The organism is candidate division KSB1 bacterium (assembly GCA_022562085.1).
Classification (GTDB): Bacteria; Zhuqueibacterota; Zhuqueibacteria; order Oceanimicrobiales; family Oceanimicrobiaceae; genus Oceanimicrobium.
The window spans coordinates 1-13,803 of record JADFPY010000005.1 but is presented as its reverse complement, the minus strand read 5'-3'; the positions used below and the strand labels follow the sequence as shown (position 1 = coordinate 13,803).

12 protein-coding genes are annotated in these 13,803 nt (G+C 44.5%); 3 read left to right on the top strand and 9 right to left on the bottom strand.

The window, feature by feature from the left end:
• Window positions 1-33 precede the first annotated feature (33 nt).
• The 3 genes from speB to IH879_00925 are packed head-to-tail and all read left to right on the top strand — an operon-like array spanning window position 34 to window position 2,393.
• Complete coding sequence (gene speB, locus IH879_00935; GenBank protein ID MCH7673499.1) at window positions 34-915, top strand: agmatinase; 882 nt, start codon at window positions 34-36, stop codon at window positions 913-915.
• 12 nt (window positions 916-927) lie between these two features.
• Complete coding sequence (locus IH879_00930) at window positions 928-1,908, top strand: deoxyhypusine synthase family protein (GenBank protein MCH7673498.1); 981 nt, start codon at window positions 928-930, stop codon at window positions 1,906-1,908.
• Entirely contained in the window at window positions 1,905-2,393 is a 489-nt protein-coding gene (locus IH879_00925; GenBank protein ID MCH7673497.1) for a DUF1499 domain-containing protein, read from the top strand. Before IH879_00930 ends, IH879_00925 begins: the two co-directional genes overlap by 4 nt.
• 7 nt (window positions 2,394-2,400) lie before the next feature.
• On the opposite strand, the gene IH879_00920 is transcribed toward IH879_00925, so the two are convergent.
• From IH879_00920 to IH879_00880, 9 genes are all read right to left on the bottom strand, one after another.
• Entirely contained in the window at window positions 2,401-2,784 is a 384-nt protein-coding gene (locus IH879_00920) for an ankyrin repeat domain-containing protein (protein MCH7673496.1), read from the bottom strand.
• Window positions 2,785-2,953: 169 nt separating this feature from the next.
• The gene (locus IH879_00915; GenBank protein MCH7673495.1) at window positions 2,954-3,370 is read right to left on the bottom strand and encodes a hypothetical protein; all 417 of its coding nucleotides are present in this window, start codon (window positions 3,368-3,370) and stop codon (window positions 2,954-2,956) included.
• Between the two features lie 179 nt (window positions 3,371-3,549).
• Entirely contained in the window at window positions 3,550-5,730 is a 2,181-nt protein-coding gene (locus IH879_00910) for a TonB-dependent receptor (protein ID MCH7673494.1), read from the bottom strand.
• A gap of 45 nt (window positions 5,731-5,775) precedes the next feature.
• Window positions 5,776-6,564: a VOC family protein gene (locus IH879_00905; GenBank protein MCH7673493.1), complete on the bottom strand. Its 789-nt coding sequence runs from the start codon at window positions 6,562-6,564 to the stop codon at window positions 5,776-5,778.
• A gap of 110 nt (window positions 6,565-6,674) precedes the next feature.
• Window positions 6,675-7,742 carry a sorbosone dehydrogenase family protein gene (locus IH879_00900; GenBank protein MCH7673492.1) on the bottom strand — a complete coding sequence of 356 codons (1,068 nt, stop codon included), beginning with the start codon at window positions 7,740-7,742 and terminating at the stop codon, window positions 6,675-6,677.
• A 144-nt stretch (window positions 7,743-7,886) separates the two neighbouring features.
• Entirely contained in the window at window positions 7,887-9,002 is a 1,116-nt protein-coding gene (locus IH879_00895; protein MCH7673491.1) for an aromatic ring-hydroxylating dioxygenase subunit alpha, read from the bottom strand.
• Between the two features lie 424 nt (window positions 9,003-9,426).
• The gene (locus tag IH879_00890) at window positions 9,427-10,296 is read right to left on the bottom strand and encodes an alpha/beta hydrolase (GenBank protein ID MCH7673490.1); all 870 of its coding nucleotides are present in this window, start codon (window positions 10,294-10,296) and stop codon (window positions 9,427-9,429) included.
• 164 nt (window positions 10,297-10,460) lie between these two features.
• A complete protein-coding gene (locus IH879_00885; protein MCH7673489.1) occupies window positions 10,461-12,848 on the bottom strand; it encodes an ABC transporter permease in 2,388 nt (795 codons plus the stop codon).
• Between the two features lie 117 nt (window positions 12,849-12,965).
• Window positions 12,966-13,238, bottom strand: coding sequence for a hypothetical protein (locus tag IH879_00880; protein ID MCH7673488.1), 273 nt, complete (start codon window positions 13,236-13,238; stop codon window positions 12,966-12,968).
• Between the last annotated feature and the right edge of the window lie 565 nt (window positions 13,239-13,803).

Sequence of the window (13,803 nt, the reverse complement as noted above, 5' to 3'; positions counted from 1 at the left end):
ACGGATTGAAATACAGATTAAGTCAATTTAACTATGGAAATTTCTAAAAAACAGTTCCTCGGAACAGATGCCGGAACCGCAATTTTTGAGGATGCGGCTGTCATTGTGATCCCTTTTGGTTACGAAGGCGGTGCCTCCTACGGCAAAGGCACGGCAAAAGGACCGGAAGCCATTATCGACGCTTCCTGCTATCTGGAATTGTACGATGAAGTTTTGGAAGTCGAACCTTACAGGGTTGGCATCTGTACGGTTACGCCGCCTGACATTCCCGAAACTCCCGACGCGATGAATCGAATGGTTTATGAGACCACCAGAGAGATTCTCGATAAGAATAAATTCATCGTGTCGGTTGGCGGCGATCATTCGATCACGTCTGGCTACTGCCGGACGCTTAAAGAAAAATATGGTGCACTGTCCGTTATTCAAATTGATGCGCACGCGGATTTAAGGCAATCGTACCAAGGCAGCAAATTGAGTCATGCCTGTGTTATGTCAAGGATTCGAGAGATGACATCCGATACACTGCAATTGGGAATTCGCAGCATGTCTGCTGAGGAGGCTCAACGCATTCAAAATGAGCAGATCGTTGTTTGTACCCTGCACGAATTCCGCGTCGGCGGCTTTGATCTAACCGTAGCGCTGCAGCGGCTGCCCGATCCCGTTTTCATCACTTTTGATGTGGATGTTTTTGATTGGAGCGTTGTCAGAAGCACCGGCACGCCGGAACCGGGTGGTTTGCTCTGGGATGAAGCAATATCACTCCTGCGTCAGATTTTTTCGTTAAAAAGGGTTGTCGGATTTGACGTCGTGGAGTTAGCATACGATGAACACGATCGCAATTCGGCTTTTGCCGCAGCCAAGTTGATCTACAAAATGATCGGATTTAAATTTATAAGCCAAATAAAAGCAGTTTAAGGAAGGGTAAGTATGGGATCCACAACGGTTTCTTCATTTATTAAAAAACATTTCCGTCATTTTAATGCCGCAGTTGTAGTGGACGCCGCCGAGGCATACAAAGATTTCGTTTCCTCGGGCGGGCAAATGATGATGACGCTTGCCGGCGCGATGAGTACGGCGGAGATCGGCTTGTCGCTTGCTGAACTGATTCGGCAAAACAAGGTTCACGCCATTTGCTGCACCGGCGCCAATTTGGAGGAAGATATTTTCAATCTCGTCGCGCATGAGCACTATGTGCGCATCCCGAATTATCGAAGTTTAACCGGTGAAGATGAGAATGAACTTTTAGAGCGGCATCTGAACCGGGTCACCGATACGTGTATTCCAGAGGAAGAGGCGATGAGGCGAGTCGAGGGCGCCATTCTAAAAGAGTGGATGGCTGCGGATGAGAACGGGGAAAGTTTTTTCCCTCACGAGTTCATTTATCATTTAATCGAACAAAAAAAGCTGGAGGAATTTTATCAAATTGATCCCAAGGATAGCTGGGTTGTGGCCTGCTGCGAAAAGAAACTGCCAATCTTTGTACCCGGCTGGGAAGACTCAACCCTGGGCAACATTTACGCTTCGCATTGCCTGAAGAAAACCATTCGCAATGTCCACACGGTGCGCAGCGGAATTGAACAGATGATTTCACTGGCGGATTGGTACCGAAAAATTTCGCAGCAGTCTCCTGTGGGCTTTTTCCAAATTGGCGGCGGCATCGCCGGTGACTTCCCGATTTGTGTCGTCCCCATGTTGAAACAAGATATGAATTTGCAGGATACCGAGGTCTGGAAATATTTTTGCCAGATCAGTGATTCAACCACAAGTTATGGTTCTTATTCCGGCGCGGTGCCAAATGAAAAAATTACCTGGGGAAAATTGGCTGTCGACACGCCGAAATTCATCATTGAATCGGACGCCAGTATCGTCGCTCCGCTCATTTTTACTTATGTTTTGGAGGACAAATGAAAAAAATATTTAAAATCATACTTGCAACAATAGCAATTCTTACTGTTGCAGTGCTCGTCCGTTTTGCCATGCTCGGCAACAACTCAAAATCAGGAGAAGCCCCCGGTTTGGCCTCCGGGACCCTGACCCTTTGCCCGGATAAACCGAACTGCGTTTGCAGCGAATTCACCGATGATGCAACCCACTATATTGCGCCACTCGATTATTCAGGCACCTCCCCGGAAAAGGCATGGGGTGATATTTTACAAATTATTAAAGAAAGCGGCGGGGCGATCTCGGTTGCCAACGATGAATATATCGCTGCCACATTTTCAGTTTCTTTATTCGGTTTTATCGATGATGTTGAATGCAGGTTAGATACATCAAAAAGCAGAATCCATATTCGCTCTGCCTCGCGCGTCGGATATAGTGATTTAGGCGTCAACAAAAAGCGAGTGGATTTGATGACTCTTTTATTTAAGCAAAAAATGAATGGGGATTTGTAGATTTTTGTTAGGATTGTGCTAACCGCTCCAAAAACTCAAGCACTGCCGCCGCCTCTTCTCCACCTTTTTTAGCGTGTACGATAAGGGGGATGCCGTGCGGGCCGGGCACTTTCGGAATGCCCGGGAACGCCGCAACCGCCGCCTTAACAATTTCCAATTTGCCCAACATGGCAGCGGCAAAAACGTCCATGCGGGCGTTGTGGCCCAGAAGATATAAAGCGATATCTCTCCTGCCCATGTGTGATGCGCCACCCAGACCCGTTTCCCAATCGCCGCCACCCCAATCCCATGTGGCGTTAATAAGCGCGGGCTGTTTTTCGAGCATCTCTTTTACCCGGTCGAGGTTTCCGTGCGCGACGCGGACAAACTCTTCAACCGTTTCAAGCGCCAATCTTGGGCCTCTGTCTGATCGTTGTTGTGGCTGCGATTGCGCTAAACTTGATGATTGGAAAATCATACCACTTAACGGCAAAATAGCTCCAGCTGCGATTCCTTTTTTGAGAAATTTTCGGCGTGAAAAATTATTGTCCATGACGTAGTCCTCCAAAAGTTTAATTTTCTTAATTCGCTGAAGTGGTCAAAACTCTATTATCTAAATTTGTTCTGAGTCTTTCATGTAAAAACGCACCGAGCATAATACCAATGATGAGAGAACCAGAGGCGAGGAGATCAAACCAAAGTGGATCTGTAGTGCCTCCAGTAACGGTTAAGGTGATCGTTTCAACCACCACGAGAAGACACATGACCAAAGCATGGATCTTGCCGTGACTTTTTGCAATTAAAACAGCAACTAAACCACCGGCGACGGCAGAAAGAAAAGTGAAAAACCCGGCTACCATTAACACGGTTAAACTCGATTTATAAAAACCAACGCCACCGAACCAAACTTCCTGCACGAGCGTAATAAGCGCAACCAAAACCAGGTAGCCAATCACAACAGCTGCAAGACTGCGAAGTAAGTTCAATAAAGTTTTCATCTGCAAACCTCCTTCAGTTTTTTGCCTTTAACATTGAACATTCTTGATTTTGATGTGGGTCTATCTGCCTTATGAATTTGCTAATTGAACTCTAAAAATTCTATCCAGATGCCATAAGTTAACTCAGGCGGCACTGCTAAACTCTCCCCTCTTTGAGTTTTATAAAGCATGAAATTCTTTTACTTAAAGCTTGCGACCGAAACTGCCAAGCCATTGTAAAAATTCCGCCCGGGAGCAGGTTCAAAGAAACGATCTCCGAATGCATTTGGCACTATTGAACCGTTATAGCGCTCATCAAACAGATTGTTGACTCCAAGAAATAATTCCAGGTTTAAGGGACCCAGCTTTCTCTTTAGACCCATTCTTAAGTCTGCAAGAAAGTAGGAATCATTAATAAATTCGTCAGCAGGTTTCGTGGAACCGGGCATGGGTCCGTTGAAATCGTTAGCAAAAATATGATCCTGCCACTGAAAATTTAACTCGGAATAAACACCGGCAGGATGATGGTAAATAAAATTTAAAAACAAATGTTGGGAAGGAACTCCCGGCACTTTGTTACCACTCAATTGGATCAAGGTCGTTTGAGCGCCGTCAGAAAACTCGAACACGTAATCCTGGAATTTGAAGTTCATCAAGGTGTACGCTACAGACGTCTTAAAGTTGTTTATTGGCAGCCAATTAAAATTAATTTCAAGTCCATGGTTCCGTGCTCTCCCGGCATTACGAAAGAAAATTTCCTCAGTCGTCGAAGCAGGTACTTGAAACGGAATGAGCATATCCCGAATCTCCAGCCTATAAATGGTGGTTTCAAAATAAATATTTTTATCCAGCCAAACATTTTTCAATCCGACTTCGTAACTTTTCATTTTCTCCGGCTGAAGTGACGGGTTAAATCCTCCCTGACCATCTGCCCGATTGCTCAACTCTGAGGTCGTTGGCGTCTGGAATCCGGTCGAAAGATTACCATAAACAGAAAGGTTGGGTTTTGGACGATAATTGATGCCTATTTTGGGACTCAGTTTTCGTAGCACTCTTTTGCCCGAATCATTCGATCCATCTTGTAAAAAGTAGTCTTCTGCTTCGAAGCGAAAACGATCATAACGGGCGCCAACTGTTAATGCCCACGTTTTGTGATTTAATTCAAATTCAGAAAAAGCGCCGAGACCCCAAACCTTTTCACCCTGATTCAGCTGTTTATCACCGCGTTGAATTTGACTAAATATATTTTCTGTTTCCAATACATCAACCTGCTCCGGTAGTAACCCCAAATTTTCAAACTCCACTCTTTCATCTTTCTGAATTTCAACATCGCTGCCGACCAGCCAGCGCACAGACCAGTCCTCCCTGCGAAAATATTTTTCGAAAACGCTGCGAATTCCCCCGGCCTTTCTTTCGAGCTCAATGATGCGGCCGGGAATAGGGTTAAATAAAGAACGGGATAACCCGTAAATTGTGGTTCTTGAATTTTTGTGAGAGAGCGTAACCCCGGCCTGCACTTGCCGGACCTTTTTTCCAGCGCCTTGTGATCTGACGAAAAATCTTGCCATCTCCGGTGAAGTCTTGGCGTCCGATTTGGCTAAACTACTCGGGTTCAACAAATAAGGTGAGTCAACGAAATTAAAAATCATATTAAGTTCAGATGAATTGAAAAGAGTGTGTTTCGAGAGTCCATTAATTGATATGGATTTTGCAGCGGAATGTTCTCGAAATCCTTGGGTTTTTAATCTGGTTGTGTTGATCAGAAAAACATTCCGGCCAATTGTTCCGGAGATTTTCCCTTGCCACTTTTGCAAACCGTGGCTGCCAACTATCACCTTTGGTTGGAACACCAAGCCCGGTTCGGTCGGAAGTTCTGTTTTAATATTAATAAGGCCTCCCGAAGCATTTCCATAAAGAGACGAACTCGGCCCACGCCAAACTTCAATCTGCCCGGTTGATCCAAGATCAAGATTATTGAGTTGAGATTGGCCGTCCGACAGAGTGAGCGGGATCTCATCCACTACGAGTTTGATGCCGCGAACTCCAAATGAGGCCCGGCTGCCGATTCCGCGAATACTAATTCGGTCACCTTGGGACAAATTGTTTCGATTGTTGACTAGGACACCCGGCACCGATCGTAAACTTTCTTCGAGAGAAAGTCCGATTTCACCGCGTTGAATATCTTCTCTGTCGAGAACCTGTATTGAATTTGGCACTTGGTAAAGCGGCAAAGAACTGCGCGGAGCTGTTACGATTATTTCACTAAGAAAGTATTTCGGCTCGTTTGTAGCTGTCGAATCATGTTTGGGAGATGAATTTTCTTGAGCTGACAAGGCGAATACAAAAATTAACAAAATAACAAAGCACGCGATGGTTCGCATTCGGTTCCTTTGATTTTTGGAGATTCTGTTAAAGAAATGAGTGACTCATTTATTAATTTCTAAAAATTCGATCCAGATTCCAAAAGTTAACTCCGGCGAAATGGCAAAACTTTCTCCTCGCTCAGTTTTGTAAACTTCGAAAATTGTCCCTGTCTTTTGCTCAATAAAGGTTTTTGCAACATCGAGGTCTTCAACCAAAAGAGTGACCCCTAAAATTCGATTTGTCGATTGGGTTGGTAAAAGATAAATCTGGCTGTTATTGAGCTGGATAACGGTACCTTTGGTCTGTAGAAAAGGAAGCGCAATTTTCATAGTTGATACTTTAAAATCGAGATCATGTTTTAGAGCGGCAGCTAATTGATCACTGAACCAGACCGCAATCAAACGTTGCGCCGCATTTGGATGATTCAGGTGAATGGGTTTATCGATGACCGGGTTTAAGTAGTGGATAAAAAATATTGGATGGAGTAAATTGTCTTCTTTAAAAGAAAGTAATTTAGCGTAGCTTGAATCCACATAGTCATATTCACTGCCGTTGCTACTTAATCTATTCTTAAGAGCTTTCAATTCACCTTCATTGTCAATTCTTACGGCGACGAAAGCCCCAGCGCCGGTCGCATTTTTCTTAATGAAGTTAAAATACCAGGATGAGAGCGGGTCATCTTCTCTCGAGGAAGTGGTAAGCTCCAACAAGGTACCGTCTTTGAACTTGGTAAAAGCATTTAGAAGTCCATTTTTATGCAGCCGGCCGGGTTTAATGGAGAATCCCAGAATATCGGAATAGTGATTTTTTGCTGCTACTAAGTTTTCCACAGCAATGTTGACGTGATCCAACCTGTAGCTTTTGACCTTATCTAAAGAAGTCCTTTGGCCAGCCAAAAAGGTGGGGTGAAGAAACAGACAAGTTGAAATGAAAAAAACCGATCCTATAAAATCAAAATTTTTCACTCGCTAAAACTGATCCGATAAATGCAATATGCAAAATCGTCGGATACCAGCAAGGAGCCATCGGGTAAAACCTCAAGATCTACCGGCCGGCCCCAATATTTTCGGCCCCAGTATTTGTCCTCGACAAGCCAGCCGGTGGCAAACCGCTCGTAGCTCACAGCTCGATTTTCTTTTAATCTGACAACCGAGATACAGTAACCATCGGGGTTTGAGCGATTCCAGGAACCGTGTTCGGCGATGAAAATTTGCTTATGATATTCTTTTGGAAAGGATTTCCCGGTATAGAATCTCATGCCAAGCGCTGCCGTGTGTGCTGGTAATTCGAATGCCGCTGGTTCGAAGTCTGCCGGCTTCATGTCGGTTTTGAAGGTTGTGTCAATCAGCGCTTTACCATATCGGTAAGGAAAGCCGAAATGCAAACCGGCTCGAGGAGCATGATTTAGTTCTTCAGGCGGCCTGTCATCTCCCCACAAATCTCTGCCGTTTTCGGTAAACCAAAGCTCCTGCGTTTCCGGATGCCAATCGAAGCCGACCGTGTTGCGGATGCCTTTGGAGAATATCTCCAGATTTAAGCCGTCGGGATCGATTCGTGTGATCGTCGCATAGATTTCTTTTTCCCTCTCGCAGATGTTGCACGGCGCTCCAACCGGAACATACAACTTTCCATCGGGGCCAAATCGAATAAATTTCCAGCCGTGATGCCTGTCTTTTGGAAAGGTGTCGTTTATGACAATAGGTTCGGGTGGATTCGACAAGTTTTCTTCGATATTATCGAAACGAAGAATTCTGTCCACCTCCGCGACGTACAGATTACCGTCGCGCATCGCCACACCATTTGACATGTTCAGGTTTTCCGCAATGGTCACAACCTGATCCGCTTTGAAATCCTTGTTTTTGTCCAGAATAGCATACACTTTACCGGCACGTCTGGTGCCGACGAACAACGTTCCATTTGAGCTGAGTGTCATGGAACGAGCGTTTTCAACATGCTCGGCAAACATGCTGATCTTAAATCCGGGCGGCAGTTTGATTTTGCTCAAATATTCATTTGGGTCAACTTTCATTGCGTTGTTGACATTAACCGGTCGTTTCTGCTGGTCCTGGCCATAAGCGCCGGTGATGCAAATAATCAAGACCAGTAATAAAAGGTAATTGGCACCGTGGATTTTCTTCATTTTTCCTCCTGCTCCGGTTAATTTCGTGAAACCTTAATGGTTATTAGAATGGATGCTCAATGTTTCCAGATAATGCCGATCCCAGTCGGCGATCATACTTTCCAGTTCGGAGTAGGGTCCGGGAGAGTAAACTTGAGAGGCGATACCCTGCTGAGAAAGCTCGCTGACTTGCCAGTCCTGTTTGTTGGTAGTATTCCAGAATTTAATCGCGTCGCTGGCATCAAAATCCGCTTTGGCGATGGCATCCGGATGAAAGAGCCAATCACAGACAATCCGGGTATGAGTCGGGCTTTGCCTCTGAATTTGATGAATCAGAACATAATCCGGGTGCAAACTCAAAAGCATGTTTGGGAAGATTGTGTAATAGTAAACCAGACGCAAATCCTCTCCTGAAATGCCGCCCAGCGGTGCAGCGCAGCGTCTGCCGCTCATGGTCATGCTTTCGAAATCCTGTGTAAATTTCATTGGGCCGCCGAGAAAAGGGCCTTCCTCCAGATCGTTGGCGCTGTTTCGAAATGGCGTCAGCCGGTTCAATTGCGGATGCAAGTTCGGACAGTGATAACATTCTGAGTAATTCTGAAAGATCAGCTTCCAGTTGGCGTCCATCTCATAAACCAGGCGATGTGCGATGGCCAATTCGGGCATGTTCCATTGCTCAAACTTGCCGATTAACGGTTTAAATGCTTTCTCAAATGGTTCAGGTTCTTCGGCCAAGTTGATAAAAATGCCGCCCTCCCAAACAGCCAATGCAACCTCGTGAAGAGGATAATCAGCGTTGTCAAAACCGGTGACTTCGTTCATGTTTGGCGCGGCCAATAAATTGCCTTGCAAATCGTAAGTCCAGGCATGATAAGGACACTGAATCGTTTTCGAAAACTTACCCTCGGCTTCTGAGCACAGTCGCGTTCCGCGGTGGCGGCAGACATTGTAGAAAGCCTTGACTCCCTCATTTTGATCACGCAGAATGATAATACTCTCATTGTCGATGTTGAACAAAAAGTAACTGCCCGCGTTTTTTAGTTGGCATATCCGGCCGGCATAAAGCCACTGCTTGCTAAAAATGTTTTTGCTTTCTAATTGGAAGATTTCTTCGGAAGTGTAGTATTTACCGGGCAAAGTTTTGGCGCCACTGGCAGTTCGTGTCGACATAATCAACAAACCTTCAAAAGCATAAATTTATTGGTGAGGTGACTTTATGGCTTAAAGTTAGGTTGGATGAGTCAAAAAAGCAAGTGAAAATTAGTCCGTTTTCAGGCCTGCGAAGCAGGTAGATTATTCCTAGCGTGGCGAAGCCGCAAACTCCAACTCCGAAATAAATTTCAAATTTCAAGCTCCAAATTCTTCTGGTTAATTTGAGTGGGCGTTTCCGTAATTGCAAACGGTGTACCCTGAGTTTGGAATTTCAAATGTGGTTCCTGGGATTTATCCCGCCTTCCCGGGATGCCGAGCCGTCGGCATTTGAGATTTGTTTTTTGTCATTTTTTCTTGCCCAGTTGGAAAGTTATCCCACGGGGCAAGAAAAAATGCAAAAGTTTACCGACAATACTATACTATAAAGTAAAGGGGGGTTTAACTAAACTGCAGATTCAACCAAAGCCTTTTGAGGGACGCCAATGTACTGCTGGATTTTTTGAATCGTTTTTGAGTCTTTTAAAATTCCAAAATGTCCCAGCCCGCTGGTCATAACCAGTTCGCTGCCCGGCCAGCACTTGGACAAAGCCAAAGCTTCCCGGTGGTCGACGACTTCATCATTTTGATCGTGGAGAATCAAAACAGGGCGATTGAGGCGGGCTGCGATATGAACCAGGGAGAGCTTTTCGATACTCATCCCCAAACGATTTGTAACATTGACTATTATCCTGCCGTGCATCTCTCTGGAAGCATTTAGTTTTTTAGAGAATTTTCTCAAATAAAAATCTAAAGCAGTCGCGGCGGAGCAGACAACAAGCTTGTTAGCTCTTACACCATCTTGCAATGCAATCCCTGCAGCAAGGGCGCCGTAAGAATGGGCAATGATGGCGTGAAATCCATTGAATTTTTTCTCAATATCTTTTATGATATCCACTATTTCCGAGAGGTCCGTCTGTTTTCCGGGAGAGTCGCCATGTGCCAAAGCATCAAAAGTGATGACCTGATAACCGGCTTTAACCAATGGCTGGGCCAACGAGGCCATCTGGGCGCCGCAGCCACCCCAGTCGTGCACAAGAAGCACACTCGGACCTTTGCCCCAACTGTACAGAGTGTAATATGTGTTTCGTGAAGGTTGATATTTGCTTTCCTGAAAAGGAATTCTCTTTCTCCCGGCGGATTCAATCAGAATTTTTTCTTGAAACGACGGCTTATATTTCGGTACGGTAGACCAGAGTTTAAGCGCAAGTTTCGTTGCCGATTTCGGTGAGGTTTTTTGAAGAAGTTGGAATCTGGATTTTAAAAACAGCTGCATGATAGACCTTTATCCCCTGAATAATGACTTACATTAATTTCAATCGGCAGTTTTCGCAGAAAATAAAATTTTAAATTTTTGAAACGTAATTCAATAAAGCTTAGAGGAAATAAAAAGCCGGCAAAAGTTTGTTTGCCGGCTTGAGGTGTTTCATAGTAAGGGCACTACTCATGCCGCAGAGCGTCAACCGGGTTACTAATGGCGGCTTTAATCGCATGAAAACTAACTGTCAGAAGAGCTATCAACAAAGCCAGAACACCAGCAAGGAGGAAGGTATCTAAACTCATACCGACCTGGTAAGCGAAATTCTGTAGCCACTTAGTCATTACAAAAAACGCGACGGGCCAGGCAATGAGATTGGCGAAAATCACCCACTTGGTAAAATCCTTCGACAGCTGGGAAACAATATTTATAATCGAAGCACCCAGGACTTTGCGGATACCAATTTCTTTGGTGCGGCGCTCCGCCATAAAAGATGCTAATCCGAACAATCCGAGACAAGCGATAACGACGGCGATCACGGAGAAGGCCACGAATGTGTTTCCGAACCGCTGCTCGGCGCGATACATTTGGTCAAAAATCTCATCGAGGAAAAAATAATCGAATGGACGGTTCGGGTCGAATTCATGCCATTTTTTTTCAACAAAATCTATGGTGGTGGAAATGTTCTCAGGGCGAATTCTCACAGATAAATAGCTGAACCATTCCGGTATCATAAACAGTACCATCGGTTGGATCTCCTCGTGAAAAGACCGAAAGTGAAAGTCTTTAATCACGCCAACCACACTGCCCTTTTCATAGTCCCACTTGCCTTGCTCATTCCTTTCGGTGGGCCTGCCGAAAGATTTTCCAACCGGGTTGTCAAAGCCAATTTGTTTTACCGCCGATTCGTTCAGAATATATGCGGCGGAAATATCCGTCGTGAATTCATAAGAAAAATTCCTGCCGTCAACAATTTGCATGCCGAGCGTCTCAACAAAATTAGGATCGACTACCAAAACTCTCGCTGAGAATCTGTTTTCATCACCAGAGCCTTCATAAGAAAATGGCATCCCCCAGTCACCGCCGCCCAACAAGTTCGAAGTCGCCGATACACCGGAAATAGCCGGATTCCTCAAGAGCTCATTTCTAAACAACTCTTGCTTGGATTTGATTTCACTATTATCCATGCGAATCACCAACACTTGCTCCCGATCAAAACCTAGTTTCTTGCTGCTCATGTAATTTAGTTGTCGGTAAACAACAGCCGTTCCCACAATTAAAGTGATGGAGATGGCAAATTGCAAGATGACCAACCCTTTCCTCAGAATTGAGCTGGATTTACCGGAACCAACATCGCCTTTAATTGCTGCAATTGGCTTGAAAGATGATAAAAAGAATGCCGGATAGGCCCCCGAAATAAATCCGACAATTAAAGCCATGAACAGCAAACCTGTTAACAGAAAGACATTGTTGCCAAAGTCGAGACTCAACTGTTTTCCGGAAAGCTCATTAAAATTCGGAATGAGCAACTCTACCAAACCTACAGCTAGCAAGATACCAATAATACTCAGAAAAATAGATTCGCCTAAAAACTGCTTGATCAACTGTAGCCGCTGGGACCCGACAACCTTGCGGATGCCAACTTCCTTAGCCCGATTCGCAGATCTGGCTGTGGCCAGGTTCATAAAATTGATGCATGCAATGAGCAAAATAAAAATGGCGATTGCTGAAAATATATATATGTTGGCAATATCCCCGTTGGCCTCTAATTCCCTCAATAAATTCGAATGCAAGTGAATGTCGGTGATCGGTTGTAGTTTGTTGATTGAGGCGGCCGCAGTTCTCTCACCGGCATGCCTTTCAAGAAATTCCGGAATCTTCGCTTCTAACTGGGTGGCCGTTCCTTCAGCAAGAAGTAGATAGGTATAGAAATTATTTACTCCCCACTCGCTTGTATCCCACCTTTGGTACATAAAAAATGGGATCAAGTAATCAAATTTTATATGCGAGTTGGCTGGGATGTTTTGCATGAGCCCGGTAATTTCAAATTCGTCCTGGTTGTTAAAAACAAGCGATTGTCCGACAGGATCTTCCGTTCCAAAATATTTTTCCGCCATCCTTTCGTTGATGACCATGGTGTTGGGTCGGGTCAAGGCGGTTTTCGGATTGCCCTTGAGCAGGGGAAAAGTGAACACCTCAAAAATCGTCGAATCTGCGTACAGACCTTCACTCTCATAAAAGCGTTTATCCCCGCTGCTCATCAAAGTGCGGCCGTGCCCGCGAAAGCGCACAAAATTCTCAACTTCCGGGAAGTCATTGTATAAAGCAGGCCCCCAGGGCGCTCCGGCCCGGCAAACTCCCTGTGACGGATCATCACGGTCCAACCTGACCACACGAAAGAGGCGATTTGTGTTTTCATGAAATTTGTCGTAACTCAGTTCATCCTGTACCCAGAGCAGAATGAGAATAAAGCAGGCCATCCCCGTTGCCAGCCCGGCTAAATTGATGGCGGAATAACCTTTGGCTCTCCAGAGGTTCCTGAACGAAATTTTTAAATAATTTTTGAACATGGTAAAACCCTCATTGTTTGAGTTTTTGGGGGTTAAAGTGCTAAAGTTGTGCAGAATGCTCTTTGAGGAAAAAGAACAACTCAAACACCCGAACACTTTAACATATAAACACTTTTTTTACATTCTTTGCCGGAACAACACCTGAATCGTGTCTGCAGTAGCTTTTGGATTATAAATCTGTATCAGCTCCCAGGTCTTGTCGTAGCCCTCAACCTGAGATTTGAAATTCCGGAACCTGACGTCTTCACTTGAGTCGCTGGTTTCCGGCACAATCCACGGGAAGCTCTCAACCCGAAAGTTGAACTTTTCTTGTTTCCCTCCGATTTTCACGGCGACTTCGGCGGTGTTGGTTCCTTCAAAACGGGGCATGGGTAGACAAATTTCGTTCATTTTGAGACTCCTCTATTTAAATATTCAAAAATAGATATGGTAATCCGTTCAATCACTGCTCAAAAAATGTGCCAATGCTATTTTTTAAAGATTTAGAGTAAAAAGTTTAAAAGAATGATAGTTAAAAGTATCCGCTGACATTACACTCGCTGTTCGCAGGCGTACAAATATTGAAATATAAGTTTCACAGTTTAAAATCATATATAAGAAAAAAAGGCTTTCCCGATCATTGAGGGTCTTTTAGGGTACAAGATACTGCGAACAAAAATTCAGCCACGGATGAGCGCGGACAAAACACGGATTTTGTTTAATTTAAACATCATTAAGAAGCGCTACAACTTTTTTATCTGTACTACAAATCTGCAACATTGTGTTTTTTTAGCAAAGTTTTTGGTTAGCCAAAATAAATACCTATGGAATTGAAGAATCCCACGGGTTTAAAATAAAAAATAATATAGCCACGGATTCACCCCGTGAGATAAAGATATCATCTTACCAGAAACATCAAAGACTTTAATCTAACGGGGTGAACACGGATAAAACTCGGATTTAATAAATGGAGCTT